Source organism: Bacillus sp. XF8 (genome assembly GCF_017498755.1).
In the GTDB taxonomy this organism is placed as follows: Bacteria; Bacillota; Bacilli; order Bacillales; family Bacillaceae_G; genus Bacillus_A; species Bacillus_A bingmayongensis.
The window spans coordinates 264750-280855 of record NZ_JAGDQK010000002.1 but is presented as its reverse complement, the minus strand read 5'-3'; the positions used below and the strand labels follow the sequence as shown (position 1 = coordinate 280855).

The following is a 16106-nucleotide window of genomic DNA, read 5'->3' as shown; positions in this document are numbered from 1 at the left end:
AGATAAGAGGCTCTGACCGCTTCTATGCATGAACGGATTCTATCCCCCTCCTAAAAAGAAAGGTTTTCTATCGTTTTTTTCAATTTGTCTGTATATAAATCTATGGTGATTTGCCAGCATATAAGTCGCGACTATGAAACCAAAAGGAGATCCCCACTCGTTTTATCCCTTTGTTTTCACTTGACATGGGGTGGAAAAAGGATCTGACCGCTTCTATGCATAGGCGGATGCTCTCTCCCTCCTAAAAAGAAAGGTTTTTTATCATTTTTTTCAATTTATATACTTGTATAGAAGTTTCACTTTATGTATCAATATATCATACCGAGCCTTACTTCGTAACTATTTGAAACTAAAAAAGTGCAAGAAGAGTATTCACACTCTCCTTGCACTTTTCACTATTACCACAGTTATTAAAGCGTTTACAAATTATTTTAAAATAATTAGTAAATCCATTGATTCATTAATTTTGAGTAGTCTACCAATTCTTCTTCTTTAAAGAAAATACCAATCTCACGTTCTGCACTTTCTAGAGAATCAGAACCATGGATAATATTTTTCGCAACTGTTACACCAAAATCGCCACGAATTGTACCTGGTGCCGCTTCATGAGGTCTTGTGTTACCCATCATATTACGAGCAGTATTTACTACACCTTCACCTTGCCATACCATTGCAAAAACAGGACCAGATGTAATGAAATCTACTAATTCACCAAAGAAAGGTTTTTCTGTGTGCTCAGCGTAATGTTTTCCTGCAATTTCTGGAGTAACTTGCATTAATTTCGCACCAACTAATTGAAAGCCCTTTTTCTCAAAACGAGCTACAATTTCCCCAATGAAGGCACGTTGTACGCCGTCTGGTTTTACCATTAGAAATGTTTTTTCCATAAAAAATCTCTCCACTTCTGAATTATGTATGTAATTGTATATCCCCACACACATATTAACACCCTTATCACAATTGTGCAATAGTTTTGAAATAGAGAGATTATTTTATTTGTAAAAGAAAATCATTAAAATTTTCGTTTTCCAATATACTTTGCAACATTTTGCAACGCATATTTTGCCTGTCCACGTGGTAAAGGTTTTATCACCTCTAATGCTTTATGTAAATAACGTTCACTAAATGCAAATGCCTGATCGATTGCTGGACTTGTCTTAATGTCGTGAATAATTTCTTTCATCTCACTTGCAGTTGTATTTTCATGAACAGATACAATTTTTTCACGAAGCTTTGGATCTTCCATTGCATACAAAGCTGGAAGTGTGACGTTTCCTTGCAATAAATCTCCACCAGCAGGTTTTCCTAATTTTTCTTCTGTTGAAACGAAATCTAAAATATCATCAATAATTTGATAAGACATGCCAACAAAATAACCATACCAAAACAAACGATTTACAGTATCACGGCTTGCACCAGAAGCAATGGCTCCTAACTGACAACTAGCCGCAATCAACAATGCTGTTTTTCTCTTAATTCGTCGTAAATACGTTCTTAAATTTTGATTATAGTCATACTTATCCTTAATTTGTTCGATTTCACCTTTACATACTTCCAAAATTGTATACGACAATGCCTGGTGAGCTTCAGGAACTTCTAAATTCGTAATGCACTCAAGAGACTTTGCAAACAAATAATCTCCCGTATACATTGCGATACGATCTCCCCATTTTGCATTTACAGTTGCACTACTACGTCGCAGGAGTGCTGCATCAATTACATCATCATGCACAAGAGAAGCCATATGAATGAGCTCTAACGCAACGGCAACATGTTTAATTGCATCTAACTTGTAGTCTCCAAACTTCCCCGCAAGGAGCACAAAAACAGGACGAATTCGTTTACCACCAGCTTCGATAAGCTGTAGTGCCGCATCTTCTATTAGTCGTTGCTCAGAAGCAACAGTCTTTTTTAATTCCTTTTCTATTACATTAATATCCGATCGTAAAAAAGAGTACATAAGTTGTAACTTCATATTGTTCACCTTAACCTAAAAACGTCTTTTTCTATTTTGATTTTGGTTTAAATCCTAAGTGCATAGCTGCTACACCAAAGGTAAATGGTTTCACTTGCACATGTTCAAGCCCTGCCGATTCAAACATTTTTGCTAATTCTTTCATCCCAGGGAATGTGCTAGCAGACTCTTGAAGCCATGAATATTCCTTATAACTTTTCGCAAACATTTTTCCAAATAACGGCATGATGTATTTAAAATATAAAATATACATCTGGCGAAAACCAATCATCGTTGGTTGAGATGTTTCTAAACAAATCACTTTTCCACCTGGTTTGACTACACGCGCCATTTCTTTTAACACGTGCATATAATCTGGGACATTACGCAACCCAAAACCGATTGTTACATAATCGAATGTATTATCTTCAAATGGAAGTTCCATCGCATTCCCATGCATAAGTTCTACATGATTTAACCCTAAAGCTTTTACTTTTTCTTTCCCGACAGATAGCATATTTTCACTAAAGTCTAATCCATATACTTTTCCAGTTGTTCCAACAGCATCAGCAAGTGCAATTGTCCAATCAGCAGTTCCACAACACACATCTAACGCCTTACTTCCAGGCTGTACATCCATAATTCGCATCGTTTCTTTCCGCCATGCTTTATGTCTTTGAAAACTTATAACCGAATTCATTACATCGTATTTATCAGAAATTTTCTCAAATACATCATGTACTCTTTCTTCTTTTGATTGCTGCATGCTCTTACCCTTCTTCCAATATAAAATTGCTTATGTTTTCAATTTACCTTTTAAAGTAGAAACTACATCGCCCACTTCTTTATGACTTTGTAGAAATGTTTGTTCTTGTTTGTTCATTTCTTCCAACCACTCTTTAAAGACGGTTTCCACGTTTCTGTCATCATCATTTGATAGAGTTGCTTGAACCGCTTGAAAAACAGGTGCATTTTGTCTTTCAGCATGCAATTGATACTCTTTTTGAAGACGATTACTCCCTAATGCATACGCTATAAACGGCTTCCAATATGATAAATGAAAATGATCACATGTTTTTTGCAGAAGTGCCGATTCAATTGTCATAACGCTTTCTATTACTTCATCAACTTTTGTATACGCCTTCTGATACAACATAATTTTATGTTCATTAATTTCTTTAATACCTTCAGCCAGTGCACGAATCAGTACAATATCACTATTCATTGAAAGTAAATAATAATACAAACCACTATAATAGTCACCTGCAAGGACTGTAAGCTGACGGCGCTTATGAAATCCGCTCGTTTCTTTATCTGCTTTGTTTGACACCTTTTCATGTGTATCAAGAGCAATTTGCACAAGCATAATCGTTACCACATAGTGATCAATTTGTTCTTTATGTAAATTTGCACTTTTTAAAGCAGCATATAAAAGTACTACTTTTTCTTCATCAATAAATGGTTCTTCAATATAGTTTATAAAATAAGGATGGCGCAGTTTTGCTAGCAACTGCTCCTTTATATCCGCATACCCTCTGTAGATGTCACACACAAAAAATCACCCTTGTTTTCTAATTCATAAAACCTATTATAACACATACACTCTATTTTCTATAACCAAAACTTGGGGAATCAAAACAAACTACAATTTAGATTTCTATTCATACAATACGCATAAAAAACAAAAATTCACTCACCTATAAGTTTATGAACAGCCAGAAAAATATATGTAACTTTTTAAAGACTATATCTACCCCTTCATAAAGTGAAACTTTAATCAGTGGGGGGTTCTCCATCCCCCACTGATTATTAGCCCGCACCAATCGGGCTTTTACGGGCAGTTATCCCCCACCTATCTTTCTCGTTTCTCTCTGAATCTTGAGGTGGGGGTCTTACTCCCCGTTAATGCAGGATAAATAGCCAGAATCAAAAAGAAACTCTTATTAAAATGATATAAATAAAAAAGAAAAGCAGTTTCCCGCTTTCCTTTACTTTGCCTTAATAAAAGACAAGATTTCGCTACGTGCCGCTGCATCATTTTCTAGTACACCGCGCACTGCTGTAGTTACCGTTTTTGCACCAGGCTTTTTCACGCCGCGCATCGTCATACACATATGCTCTGCTTCAACAACTACCATCACACCATGTGGTTCTAGTACTTCCATAATAGAATCAGCTACTGTTGAAGTAATACGTTCTTGAAGTTGTGGACGACGTGCAATTGTATCTACAGTACGAGCTAATTTACTTAAACCCGTTACTTTTCCACCACGTGGAATATACGCAACATGAGCAACTCCATAAAAAGGAACAAGGTGATGCTCACACATCGAATAAAACGGGATATCTTTCACTAATACAAGTTCTTCGTGATCTTCTCCAAACACTTTATGCAAATGTTCCTTCGGATCTTCGTGCATACCTGAAAATACTTCTGCATACATCTTTGCAACACGTTTTGGTGTATCTAGTACTCCCTCACGATTAGGATCATCCCCAATCGCTTCTAAAATGAGGCGCACCGCCTGTTCAATTTGTTCTAAGTTAACTTTTGCCATCCGCAAGCCCTCCCGAAAAACCTAAAAGTGATACGAACACATTCTAGCATATTTATGATTTTAAAAGCAAAAAGAAGAGCTCCCAAAAAGGAAACTCTTCTTCCCTGTTAATATGTAAAGATTATTTAACCGCATCTTTTAACGCTTTACCAGGTTTGAATGCAGGTACTTTACTTGCAGCGATTTCAATTTCCTCACCAGTTTGTGGGTTACGTCCTTTACGAGCCGCACGCTCACGAACTTCGAAGTTACCGAATCCGATCAATTGTACTTTATCACCTTGTTTTAAAGCTTCTAAGATAGAATCAAAAACAGCGTCAACTGCTTTTGTTGCGTCCTTTTTAGAAAGGGAACTTGCTTCTGCAACAGCATTGATTAAATCTGTCTTGTTCATGCCATTCACCTCCTCCCAAAGATAAGACTGTATAATGATCATAAAATGAGTCTTACTTTCATTTGTAGGCAATTTTTACAAATTCTATACTACAAAGATGTAGATAAATCATTATCAACGCCTATATTATACGATTCTCCTGTATAATTCAATATTTTTAAAGAAATTGTTACTGCGAAAATGTGAAAAAACGATGAAACTTGACAATATGCTACAAAGTGTTAGATAATGTCTGTTTATTTGCTACCTGCGCCCCTATAAAGCGAAACTTCCATCACGAACCGGACGTTTACGGACATTTATCTCTCCACCTATCCTCCTCGCTTTTCTTTAAATCTTGCGGTAGGAGTCTTACTCCTCGCGAATAGCTGGATAAAAAAGCAAAAGCCCCCTTCAAGCAGGGAGCTTTTGCTTATAAAATAATGGCAATTAATCCGCCAGATCCTTCATTAATAATTCTTTCGAGCGTTTCTTTTAATTTATAACGTGCATTTTCAGGCATTAAAGACAATTTCGCTTGAATCCCTTCTCGAACAATTGAACTAAGCGAGCGTCCAAAGATATCAGAATTCCATATAGAAAGCGGATCATCCTCAAAATCTTGCATTAAATAACGGACAAGCTCTTCACTTTGTTTTTCAGTACCAATAATCGGCTCAAATGTAGACTCAACATCGACTTTAATCATATGAATAGACGGTGCAACGGCCTTTAATTTCACACCAAATCGCGATCCATGGCGAATAATTTCTGGCTCATCTAGACTCATATCAGCTAAGGCAGGTGCAGCCACACCATACCCTGTTTGTTTAACCATTCTTAAAGCATCTGAAACTTGATCATATTCCGTTTTTGCATGAGAAAAATCAAGCATCAACTTTAACAAATGATCTTTCCCTCTAATTTCTACACCTACAACTTCTTTTAATATTTGATCGTACAACTCATCTGGTGCATATAAGTCAATCTCCGCAACCCCTTGCCCCATATCAATCCCAGCTAAACTCGCCCGATCAATAAACTCATATTGACTAAACTGCCAAACAACGCGATCTACATCACGAAGCCGTTTTATATCTTTAACCGTCTCTTGAACAGCTTCTTGATAACTTTGACGTAACCAATGTCCTTCATTTAACACCATGACCCAGCTTGGTAGATTCACATTCACTTCCAAAACAGGGAATTCAAATAAAGCTTCGCGAAGTACATTGTAAACATCTGTTTCTCTTAAACTCTCCACACTCATTGCTAATACAGGAATATCATGCTCTTCTGATAAACTTTGACGTAACTGTTCTGTATCTGGATGATACGGCTGTACAGTATTAATAATCATGATAAATGGTTTACCTACTTCTTTTAACTCATTGATAACACGTTCTTCAGCTTCTATATAATCCCGTCTTGGAATTTCTCCAATCGTTCCATCAGTTGTAATGACAACCCCAATAGTAGAATGTTCTTGAATTACTTTACGCGTTCCAATTTCAGCAGCCTCATGAAACGGGATAGGCTCTTCATACCAAGGTGTATTAATCATGCGTGGGCCATTCTCATCTTCATACCCTTTCGCTCCAGGAACCGTATAACCTACACAATCTACTAATCGAATATTTACTTCAAGACCGTCATCAACATGGATGGAAACCGCTTGGTTTGGAACAAATTTCGGTTCTGTCGTCATAATCGTACGTCCAGCGGCACTTTGAGGTAATTCATCTTGTGCTCTCTGACGATCTGAATCATTTTCGATGTTCGGAATAACAACAAGCTCCATAAATTTTTTAATAAATGTTGATTTTCCTGTTCGAACAGCTCCTACAACCCCTAAATAAATATCACCGCCTGTGCGCTCAGCAATATCTTTAAAAATATCGACCTTTTCCAAGTGATTCCCTCCCTCAAAATTTTTGGGAATAATACAAGTTTGTATTCACATACAATAACCTTCATTGATGTTTTCTATCATATAAAATATTCTAGAAGTGCGGACAATATATCATATGATTTTGTCCTAAATTCATATGACTATTTAAAAAGAACTTTTTGTGTTCATCATAAGTTGTATTACATGAAAAAACCTTTCTTCTAGAACTTATTCGCTAAAAGAAAGGTTCATGACTTATCATTTAAAAAAAATTGGTTCTCCGTTTCTTACTGTATACGGTAAAGAGTATGCGGGCACAAATGGTGTATCTTTTAAAAGCATATTCCGAATATCTTCTCCCTCTTTCAATTTTTCTCCATTTTTTTGTAATATTTCATATAAATCCATTCGATAATCAACAAAAATCTCTCCTTTTTCATCGATTACAAGCGGTAACCCTTTTCCGGAATATGGACTTGTCACTTGAGGTACATCTTTATATCCCATTTTTTTGAAATCCAGCTCATAAACACCATCTGCAATAACCTTTTTAAAAGGAGGATATTGATGGTCATCGCGATACATTTGCAATTTCAGCTTGACATCTCGTATTTGTTCCGCCATTCTGACATCGAGTAACTTTACCGTTGGATTTGTTTCTACATCTACTAATACGTATTGATACACACCACCACTTTCATACGCATTTCCAGGTGCTTCTTGTATATAACGTGGTGCAATTTTTTGAAAATCAATGGGGTATTTTTGATAAATCGGTGTATTCAGGTCACGCGTTTTAATTGGTAATAAACCACTATTTTGTTCCTTATATGTATTGACTGCCTTTTGAACAGCTTGTAACTGATCTTCATAAGGGACAGCATTTTGTTTCATATTTTCTCTAGGATACATACATCCTGATAAAAGGCTTATACAACAAAATATTAAAATAACATAGTTTTTTTTCACAGACAATCCATCCTTTATTTTCTCACTCACATCCATTAAAGCTTGTTTACACATCTCCACCTACCTCCTCACAATCTACTTGAAAACAAAGAGTGGTGGTTATTCGTTCTTATTGTTCAACCGGTCCACTAAACACTACAAGGAAAATAACAATCCCAGATACAACCATAAGTGTATAAGCAACTATCGCTGTAATCCCTTTCAAAATTTTATTCTTCATTTTATGTCTACTTAATAAAATAAACACCACGGCAATAAACATAAACCCCATAGCCCCTAAAGAAAACCACATTTTTATAAGCCCTTCAGACATATACACACCCCTTAATCATTAAATTGTTTTTATACTATTTTAACAAATTAAAAATTTTAAATAAATAGAATCCACTATTTTATTATAAAACCACTCTTCTATATACACACAAATTGAAAATACGATATAAAACCTTTTTAGGCAGGAGAGAGCATCCGGCCGTGCATAGAAGCGGTCAGACCCTCTACCTGCCCCATACCGAGTGAAAACAACGAGAGTATATGAGTGTCTTCGTAGCAGCAACTTATATGTTGAAAATACAAAATGGATTTATATATAAATAAAATCAACAAAAATAAGCTTTAATTGATGAAAATCCCCGTTCCCCTCACTCCTTTACTTTCTGCTAAACTTTGAGACAAAAATAAAACCGAAGCGAATGTATCATCTTCGCTTCGGTTGACCAAATATGCCCACAAACAGCTCCATTTCCATTTTTCATAGCTATCGTATGCAATCCTCGAATCCATTGTTTCTCATACTTTATTTTTTAAACATTTTACTTAACGAGCTAAAATCAGTTGGCATATTATTATTAATAATCGCTTTTACAATTTGATCTTCTTGCTCTTTTGGTACCTCTCGCCCTGCCATTACTGCGACCTGATGGATTAATTGACGTAGTACTTTCTCATCCCGTAAATTTGCATTTTGTACAGATGACGCTAATTTAAAAATATCGTCTTTATTTACTTTCGCTTCTTTCTCAATATTATTGAAAATGTTATTATCCATTTCCTTCACCCTCTCTTCAAGTTACACTCCATCGTATGCAAAAAGAAATAAATGGTGAAAAGACCTAGAAAAACAAAAAGCTGTATACGTGCTTTTTGTTGCACGCATACAGCTTTTACTTATAATAAATCAGGTATCGCTTCAACTTCATGTTTACGAACACGACCCATCAATGACCCTACTGCATCTTTCACATTATTCCCATTGAATAGTACATCATATAAAGCTGCCGTAATCGGCATTTCAACTTCCATTTTCTCTGCTAATTCGTAAGCAGCCTTTGTTGTTCTTACACCTTCAACGACCATTCCCATACTGTCTAGTACTTCTTCTAAAGAATGTCCTTTTCCAAGCATATTTCCAGCACGCCAATTTCGGCTATGAACGCTTGTACAAGTTACAATCAAGTCACCCATTCCTGTTAAACCAGCAAACGTTAGCGGATTACCGCCCATCTTTCTTCCTAGACGAGCAATTTCTGTTAACCCTCGCGTCATTAAAGCGGCCTTAGCATTATCTCCTAATCCAAGCCCATCTGTGATTCCAGCGGCTAGCGCAATAATATTTTTTAATGCCCCGCCAAGCTCTACCCCGACGATATCGGGATTCGTATATACTCGGAAATAACTGTTCATAAACAAATCTTGCACTTCTTCAGCCGCTTCCATTCGCTTTGCAGCGGCAGTGACAGTTGTAGCTTGACGAAGCCCTACCTCTTCCGCATGGCTCGGTCCTGATAAGACAATAACATCCCGAATAAGATGTGCTGGAATTTCTTCTTCAATCATTTCCGAAATACGTTTTGAAGTACCCGGTTCAATTCCTTTACTTGCATGAATCCAAGTAATCGGCTGTGAAACTATATCTTTCATATTTCGCAATACTTCTCGATACGCTTTCGTCGGCACGACCAAGAGTACTGTATCTACATCTACTAATGCTTCTTCTAAAGAAGAGTAGGCTACGATTGTGCTTGGCAATGTAATCCCTGGAAGGTATCGACTATTCTCATGTTTCATATTGATTTCATCCATGAGCTCCGGACGATTTCCCCAAATGCGTACATCATGACCATTGTCAGCTAATACCATCGCTAACGCTGTTCCCCAGCTACCTGCTCCTACTACTGTGATTTTTTTCATAAAATCACATCCTCTCCATTAGTCTCTTGCTCTAGAAATAATTCGAATTGGCGTTCCTACGAAGCCAAATGACTCACGTAAACGATTCTTTAAGAAGCGCTCATATGAAAAGTGCATTAATTCTGGATCATTTACAAAGACAACAAATGTCGGTGGTTTCACCGCAACTTGTGTCGCATAGAAAATTTTCAGACGACTACCATTATGTGTTGGCGTTGGATTCATTGCCACCGCATCCATAATTACATCATTTAATACATTCGTTTGTACGCGAATGCTATGACTTTCATTCACTTCATTAATAACCGGTAATAATGTCTGTGTACGTTTTTTTGTTTTCGCAGATAAGAATACAATTGGCGCATAATCTAAGAACTGGAAGTGAGCACGAATATTTTCTTCAAATGCTTTCATTGTCTTTTCGTCTTTTTTTACTGCATCCCATTTGTTCACAACAATAATTACTGCTCGCCCTGAGTCATGTGCGTAACCAGCAATTTTCTTATCTTGTTCAATAATTCCTTCTTCACCATCTAATACAACTAAGACAACGTCAGAACGTTCAATCGCTCTCAGTGCACGTAGTACACTATACTTTTCGGTACTCTCGTATACTTTCCCTTTTTTACGCATTCCTGCTGTATCAATGATAACGTAATCTTGACCATCTTTACTATATGGTGTATCGACAGCATCACGTGTTGTTCCTGCTACGTTACTTACGATTACACGTTCTTGACCAAGCAATGCATTTACTAGTGAAGATTTCCCTACGTTCGGACGTCCAATTAATGAGAAACGGATCGTTTCGTCATCGTATGCTTCTTCTTCAATCTTTGGAAAATGCTTCGCAGCTTCATCAAGCAAGTCCCCTAATCCCAAACCATGTGTGCCTGAAATTGGGAATGGCTCTCCAAATCCTAATGCATAAAAATCATAAATTTCATTACGCATCTCTGGATTATCAACTTTATTTACAGCAAGTACAACTGGCTTTTTAGAACGATATAAAATTTTTGCAACTTCTTCGTCTGCTGCAGTTACACCGTCACGACCATTCGTCATAAAAATGATAACATCAGCTTCATCAATCGCTACTTCTGCTTGTTGACGAATTTGTGTCAAAAATGGCTCGTCTCCAATATCAATTCCACCTGTATCAATAATGTTAAATTCGTGATTTAACCATTCTCCCGCACTATAAATACGATCTCGTGTTACACCTGGGATATCTTCTACAATTGAAACTCTCTCTCCAACAATTCTATTGAAAATAGTAGATTTCCCTACGTTCGGGCGTCCTACTATTGCCACTACTGGTTTCGGCATATACTTTCATCCTTTCAACTTGCTTCTGTTTATTATGTAAAAAACCCTTCTTTGTGCAAGAAGGGATTTGCATTCCAGAATATTTCTCATCATATCAAAACATCTCATATTATATCATATGTTACTAATGTTTCACAATAATATATACATTCTCTTGCAAACGATGAGCAATACCGTCTAAAATCGCTTCTAAATTATTTGCTACAAATTCCATTTCTTCTTTTGAGCCACAAATAAATAAAGGTGCTCCCCCAGCAAACTTTTCTGGCGTCGTTGTAATTACAGCAAGAATATAGCTTTCTAATATCATCGCAGATCTCCCCTTCCTTTTGGGGCCTCTGATGACATATGAACCGCACTTTCTAATGTTGGTACATTTCCTATTACCGCAATCGCTTTTTTTACATCTTGATCTTGCGGGAGTACAAATACTCCTACTCTTCCATCTTCCAAATCACGCTTAGCTAATGGGACTAACGCCGGGGTTCCAGAATCTCTAAATATGCCTAATGCAACTGAAACATCATGCAAAATTGCTTGTCGTTGTCCAAGATTAGAAATCGTTACCCTTGCGTCAATAGACTTAGGCTTTAAAATAAAACCCATTCCATACTTCATAATTTCTTCTTGCCTTGCTGGCAATCCAATATTCATAATATAAATATTATCAATATATAGTCCTGCTCCTTCAAACCGGAGAGGAGCATGCTCAATGTCTACAAGATCACGTAACCTTTTACCAGACATCAATATTCTTGAAATAACGAATCCCGATATACCAGCAACTACACCAGCAATCCACGAATGAAAGCCTATATATATAAATGTTGTCACAAATGCTGTTAGCATCGCTAAATAGTTGCGACTTTCAAACACAAGAGCTATCCCCTCAATATATGTGTTTCCACGTGGTACAAGTTCATACCCATCTAATTGCTGCAGTGTATTTCTTTCCATATTTCGCACATCTCGGAATTGAGACGCAGCCAACGTCAAGAAAGTAATTGCTGAAAAATCCTTCTTCAAAATAGACGGAATAGCAATTGCTCCTAAAGCTGCTGCGATTAATCCCATAGCAATGTGAATGATTTTTCCATGTAAACGTGTCGGATACTGCCTCGTATCTGTGCGAAGCATCAAAATTCGCGTTACTGTTCCAGCAATGACGCCACATAAAATGGCTGGTGTATATTCAGTCATGTATTATCCTTGCCTTTCTTTTACATGTTTTTTTCTAAATTGTCCTCTATACGCCGATACTTTTACGATGTAAGACATCATCATAACAAGTAGTGTAGAAACAGCAATGATATCAAAAAATGTCAAACTACCAATTTCATATGGAAAATGCAGCCTGCGAAAAATAAACGTTACCAATATTTCTCCTTGTAGCGCTCCGGCATATAAAGAACATAGACGTAATAAACGATCTCGATGTAATAAAATTGACGCGTATACAAGAGCACCACTTAACATAAAGGTTCGATCAATAATAATCCAAATCGGATCATACACCTCTAATAAATGAAAGCTTGTATATAGCATAGCAATAATAAGCGCTGACAATAAGGCGTACATTTTTTTCCATATAGAATATAGAGCAATCCCAAAAAATGAAATACTGCCGAGTATAAGTGCATTTATTGATACAATGAAAGAAGCAATGGATACGGTTATTTGTGAACAAATAATAAATATTAGTATAACCGCACTAATTTTCCAGCGAACTTCATCTTTTTTCAAAAAAAATGTTGTAACAATCCAGCCCATCCACGCTAAAAAATAAAAATAACTTCCATCCATATTTTCCCCTCCTATCATTTCCATTATGGGAACTTTTTATGAAAACTAATCCTTTTCTTCTTTTTGCATAGTTTTTTCTTATAACAGCAACACTTTCTATTGAGGGGGTGTAGATAACGATGGGAAAAGACCGTCAAGAAAAGAAATTAAAACAATCACGCCGCGTTGAATCGGATCGTGATCAATCATTGCAATATCCTGGTGCAACTAGTCTGGATACACCAGAGCAAGCTCGTCAACAAAATCAGCATTAAACTTAAAAACGTCACTACTTTGCAAAGATTCAAAAGACAAGACCTAAAATTTAGCATGACATTAAATTCAATTTAGCTCCTGATGGACACAAAAAAAGATGGTTTCGGTACAGCACCGAAACCATCTTTTTATCACTTAAACTCAAAAAACTTTTCATTTAATTTTTAGATGTAGTGCATTTTCGCTAAACTGCATGATTTTAACTAACTTTAGGTAAAAAAACTCCCACCTCTAAGCGCTAGCATAGGTGGTAAGTAGTTCACAATAACAAACATCTATTCAAAATACAGTTTTTTCGTTTCTGCATTATAAATCCTATCACTTTGGTAAGCGTCAATTAAAAGGCTTTTTCCTGTAACAAAAGTATATGATCTTTACATTTTTTCCAAACAAGTCAAAATAAAATCTCCACCTGTACCAATGAACTACATATTATATCTTGCATATACACAAAAGAAAAAACCAACCGAATGGTTGATTTTTTCATCTCCTATTAATCCTATCTCATACTGTAATTCTTCGTATCAATCCCTCGCTGCGACAACCAATGATACGTATCACCTTTTACAATAAGCGGCACTCGCTGAAGCTCAGAAAGTGTGCTCGCTCCAAGAGCCGTCATAATAAATTGTAAGTCCGTATGTAAAAGTTCTATTTCTTCGATTAATTTGTCTACACCGTCATTCATTAATATACGTAAAAAATAGCCAGCAAAAGCCGTTGCCCGTGCACCAAGTGCGATCGCTTTTGCTACATCAAGCGCTGTTTGTATGCCACCAGATGCAATAAGAGAGAGGTTTTTATTTATTGAGGATGCTTCTATTATAGAGGCTGCCGTCTGAATGCCCCAATCGTTAAAATAAGAAAGCATTCGCTGCCTTCGTTCATTTTCAACTGCAGCAAAGTTTGTGCCACCATAACCACCAATATCTACAGCTGTAACGCCAACATTAGCTAGTTGCTGTACTGCTTCTTTACTCATACCAAACCCTACTTCTTTCACTATAACCGGAACCTGCGAACTTATAACAATTTGCTCAATCCGCTCTAATACGCCTGTAAAATCCCGATCCCCTTCTGGCATCGTTAGTTCTTGAATGACATTCAAATGAATTTGCAAAGCATTTGCTTCAACCATATCAACCGCTCGCTTTGCTTGTTCAACACTCGCTTCACTACCTAAATTTGCAAAAATGATGCCATTTGGGTTTACCTTTCGAACAATTCGATAAGAGGATGCTTCTCTTTCATCTTTTAACGCAGCCATTTGAGAACCGACAGCCATCGCAAGATTATGATGCTTGGCCACATGCGCTAGCTGTTCATTAATATGTAATGTGTGATCTCCACCACCACCAGTCATCGCATTGATAAAAATCGGCGAACTTAATGAAAGTTCGCCGATTTCCGTTTCAAATGTAATACTTTCATAACATGAATTTGGCAAGCTTTGATGGACAAAAGCAATGTCATGAAAGCCATGTATACGAGACTGTCCGGTGGAAAGAGCGTATTCAATATGTTCTAATTTTCGTTTTGCCCTTACCACTTGTACCCCTCTTTATTTCTTTAATTTTTTCAGTTGTTCACCAATAATATCACTAAATTGGAAAGTTGCAGATTCAGAAGTTGGCTCATATTGGCTGTAATCTTCTGTTTCATTATTTTCTTCAACAGCTTCTTTTATACTTAAAGAAATGCGTTTTTCTGCTGCATGTACCTCAAGTACTTTCACTTTCACTTCTTGTCCCATTTCTAATACTTCATTTGGATTTTTCACGTGGCGATTTGCAATTTGTGATACGTGCACAAGTCCTTCTACGCCTGGTAAAATTTCAACGAAAGCACCGAATGTAACAATACGCTTTACTATACCTTCTCGAACATCACCCGCTTTAACTTCAGCAGCAACATTTTCCCAAGGTCCTGGCTGAGCGGCTTTAATCGATAAAGAAATGCGCTGCGTATCTGCATCAACTGATAACACTTTGACTTTAACACTTTGTCCTTGTGTTAACACATCAGAAGGCTGTTCAACGCGATCATGAGAAATTTGTGAAATGTGTACTAAACCATCTACGCCACCAACATTCACAAAAGCACCGAAGTCAGTTAATCGTTGAACTGTACCTTCCACAACATCTCCTTCTTTTAAAGAAGAGATCGCTTCTTTTTTCTTCGATTCTAATTCTTGTTCTACAACTGCTTTATGTGAAAGAATAACACGATTCTTTTCACGATCTAATTCAACGATTTTCACCGCTAATGTTTTTCCTTTATAATCAGTAAAATCTTCTACATAGTGCATTTCTACAAGTGAAGCTGGAATAAATCCGCGGACACCAAGATCCACAACTAAACCACCATTGACAATATCTTTTACAGTAACATCAAACACTTCACCTGAAGTGAATTTTCCTTGCAGCTCTACCCATGCTTTTTCTGCATCAACAGCACGTTTCGATAATACAAGATCATCATCTTCTAATTTAATAACTTTTAATTCAAGAGTTTGGTCTAATTCTACAACATCGCTCGCTTTTTCAATATGAACGTTAGCTAATTCACTAATCGGAATAACGCCATCTGTTTTGTATCCAACATTTACAAGAACTTGTTTTTCTTCAACTTTCGTTACAGAACCTGTAACAACGTCACCCACTTGTAATGCTTTTGAATCCACAACTTCTTCATTCATTTTCTCTACCATGGAAATACCTCCCTACAGAATTGACAAAGCTTTTTTATGTATATACGAAATGAAAACAAATGCTTTCATTTGCA

General features: G+C 36.7%; 17 protein-coding genes and 1 pseudogene. 1 reads left to right on the top strand and 17 read right to left on the bottom strand.

All coding sequences use genetic code 11. From position 1 onward, the window contains the following. Window positions 1-440 precede the first annotated feature (440 nt). The 15 genes and pseudogenes from ndk to J4P91_RS01825 all read right to left on the bottom strand — a co-directional run bounded on the left by ndk (window position 441) and on the right by J4P91_RS01825 (window position 13067). Window positions 441-887 (bottom strand): nucleoside-diphosphate kinase, encoded by a 447-nt coding sequence (gene ndk / locus J4P91_RS01895; RefSeq protein ID WP_017152515.1) that lies wholly within the window; start codon window positions 885-887, stop codon window positions 441-443. Between the two features lie 125 nt (window positions 888-1012). Further along, window positions 1013-1975, bottom strand: coding sequence for a heptaprenyl diphosphate synthase component II (hepT, locus tag J4P91_RS01890; protein ID WP_207992720.1), 963 nt, complete (start codon window positions 1973-1975; stop codon window positions 1013-1015). A 31-nt stretch (window positions 1976-2006) separates the two neighbouring features. Further along, window positions 2007-2720 (bottom strand): demethylmenaquinone methyltransferase, encoded by a 714-nt coding sequence (locus J4P91_RS01885; RefSeq protein WP_207992719.1) that lies wholly within the window; start codon window positions 2718-2720, stop codon window positions 2007-2009. A 30-nt stretch (window positions 2721-2750) separates the two neighbouring features. After that, window positions 2751-3506: a heptaprenyl diphosphate synthase component 1 gene (locus J4P91_RS01880; protein WP_207992718.1), complete on the bottom strand. Its 756-nt coding sequence runs from the start codon at window positions 3504-3506 to the stop codon at window positions 2751-2753. Between the two features lie 436 nt (window positions 3507-3942). Beyond that, window positions 3943-4512: a GTP cyclohydrolase I FolE gene (gene folE / locus J4P91_RS01875; RefSeq protein ID WP_017152519.1), complete on the bottom strand. Its 570-nt coding sequence runs from the start codon at window positions 4510-4512 to the stop codon at window positions 3943-3945. 121 nt (window positions 4513-4633) lie between these two features. Next, complete coding sequence (locus tag J4P91_RS01870; protein ID WP_001043860.1) at window positions 4634-4906, bottom strand: HU family DNA-binding protein; 273 nt, start codon at window positions 4904-4906, stop codon at window positions 4634-4636. Window positions 4907-5318: 412 nt separating this feature from the next. Further along, window positions 5319-6797 carry a stage IV sporulation protein A gene (spoIVA, locus tag J4P91_RS01865; RefSeq protein WP_017152520.1) on the bottom strand — a complete coding sequence of 493 codons (1479 nt, stop codon included), beginning with the start codon at window positions 6795-6797 and terminating at the stop codon, window positions 5319-5321. 237 nt (window positions 6798-7034) lie between these two features. Further along, a complete protein-coding gene (locus tag J4P91_RS01860; protein ID WP_207992931.1) occupies window positions 7035-7745 on the bottom strand; it encodes a hypothetical protein in 711 nt (236 codons plus the stop codon). A gap of 109 nt (window positions 7746-7854) precedes the next feature. Next, complete coding sequence (locus tag J4P91_RS01855; protein ID WP_017152522.1) at window positions 7855-8058, bottom strand: DUF2768 domain-containing protein; 204 nt, start codon at window positions 8056-8058, stop codon at window positions 7855-7857. A gap of 483 nt (window positions 8059-8541) precedes the next feature. Beyond that, complete coding sequence (locus tag J4P91_RS01850) at window positions 8542-8793, bottom strand: stage VI sporulation protein F (RefSeq protein ID WP_000369751.1); 252 nt, start codon at window positions 8791-8793, stop codon at window positions 8542-8544. A 119-nt stretch (window positions 8794-8912) separates the two neighbouring features. Beyond that, window positions 8913-9935, bottom strand: coding sequence for an NAD(P)H-dependent glycerol-3-phosphate dehydrogenase (locus tag J4P91_RS01845; RefSeq protein WP_207992717.1), 1023 nt, complete (start codon window positions 9933-9935; stop codon window positions 8913-8915). A gap of 18 nt (window positions 9936-9953) precedes the next feature. Further along, entirely contained in the window at window positions 9954-11264 is a 1311-nt protein-coding gene (der, locus tag J4P91_RS01840) for a ribosome biogenesis GTPase Der (RefSeq protein WP_017152524.1), read from the bottom strand. Between the two features lie 124 nt (window positions 11265-11388). Beyond that, window positions 11389-11574, bottom strand: coding sequence for a capping complex subunit for YIEGIA (locus J4P91_RS01835; protein ID WP_017152525.1), 186 nt, complete (start codon window positions 11572-11574; stop codon window positions 11389-11391). After that, window positions 11571-12464, bottom strand: coding sequence for a YIEGIA family protein (locus J4P91_RS01830; RefSeq protein WP_017152526.1), 894 nt, complete (start codon window positions 12462-12464; stop codon window positions 11571-11573). Before J4P91_RS01830 ends, J4P91_RS01835 begins: the two co-directional genes overlap by 4 nt. Beyond that, window positions 12457-13067: pseudogene (locus tag J4P91_RS01825) on the bottom strand (YphA family membrane protein). Before J4P91_RS01825 ends, J4P91_RS01830 begins: the two are co-directional and overlap by 8 nt. A gap of 119 nt (window positions 13068-13186) precedes the next feature. On the opposite strand from J4P91_RS01825, the gene J4P91_RS01820 reads away from it, so the two are divergent. Continuing rightward, window positions 13187-13321 (top strand): YpzI family protein, encoded by a 135-nt coding sequence (locus J4P91_RS01820; protein ID WP_017152527.1) that lies wholly within the window; start codon window positions 13187-13189, stop codon window positions 13319-13321. A gap of 500 nt (window positions 13322-13821) precedes the next feature. On the opposite strand, the gene fni is transcribed toward J4P91_RS01820, so the two are convergent. Further along, complete coding sequence (gene fni / locus J4P91_RS01815; protein WP_207992715.1) at window positions 13822-14871, bottom strand: type 2 isopentenyl-diphosphate Delta-isomerase; 1050 nt, start codon at window positions 14869-14871, stop codon at window positions 13822-13824. A 12-nt stretch (window positions 14872-14883) separates the two neighbouring features. Next, the gene (gene rpsA, locus J4P91_RS01810; RefSeq protein ID WP_017152529.1) at window positions 14884-16032 is read right to left on the bottom strand and encodes a 30S ribosomal protein S1; all 1149 of its coding nucleotides are present in this window, start codon (window positions 16030-16032) and stop codon (window positions 14884-14886) included. Window positions 16033-16106: the final 74 nt, after the last annotated feature.

What these genes read in the sequence shown, in the direction of transcription:
- ndk (WP_017152515.1), bottom strand. Translation starts at nt 887, where the DNA reads ATGGAAAAAACATTTCTAATGGTAAAACCAGACGGCGTACAACGTGCC.
- hepT (WP_207992720.1), bottom strand. Translation starts at nt 1,975, where the DNA reads ATGAAGTTACAACTTATGTACTCTTTTTTACGATCGGATATTAATGTA.
- J4P91_RS01885 (WP_207992719.1), bottom strand. Translation starts at nt 2,720, where the DNA reads ATGCAGCAATCAAAAGAAGAAAGAGTACATGATGTATTTGAGAAAATT.
- folE (WP_017152519.1), bottom strand. Translation starts at nt 4,512, where the DNA reads ATGGCAAAAGTTAACTTAGAACAAATTGAACAGGCGGTGCGCCTCATT.
- J4P91_RS01870 (WP_001043860.1), bottom strand. Translation starts at nt 4,906, where the DNA reads ATGAACAAGACAGATTTAATCAATGCTGTTGCAGAAGCAAGTTCCCTT.
- J4P91_RS01855 (WP_017152522.1), bottom strand. Translation starts at nt 8,058, where the DNA reads ATGTCTGAAGGGCTTATAAAAATGTGGTTTTCTTTAGGGGCTATGGGG.
- J4P91_RS01850 (WP_000369751.1), bottom strand. Translation starts at nt 8,793, where the DNA reads ATGGATAATAACATTTTCAATAATATTGAGAAAGAAGCGAAAGTAAAT.
- J4P91_RS01845 (WP_207992717.1), bottom strand. Translation starts at nt 9,935, where the DNA reads ATGAAAAAAATCACAGTAGTAGGAGCAGGTAGCTGGGGAACAGCGTTA.
- der (WP_017152524.1), bottom strand. Translation starts at nt 11,264, where the DNA reads ATGCCGAAACCAGTAGTGGCAATAGTAGGACGCCCGAACGTAGGGAAA.
- J4P91_RS01835 (WP_017152525.1), bottom strand. Translation starts at nt 11,574, where the DNA reads ATGATATTAGAAAGCTATATTCTTGCTGTAATTACAACGACGCCAGAA.
- J4P91_RS01830 (WP_017152526.1), bottom strand. Translation starts at nt 12,464, where the DNA reads ATGACTGAATATACACCAGCCATTTTATGTGGCGTCATTGCTGGAACA.
- J4P91_RS01820 (WP_017152527.1), top strand. Translation starts at nt 13,187, where the DNA reads ATGGGAAAAGACCGTCAAGAAAAGAAATTAAAACAATCACGCCGCGTT.
- rpsA (WP_017152529.1), bottom strand. Translation starts at nt 16,032, where the DNA reads ATGGTAGAGAAAATGAATGAAGAAGTTGTGGATTCAAAAGCATTACAA.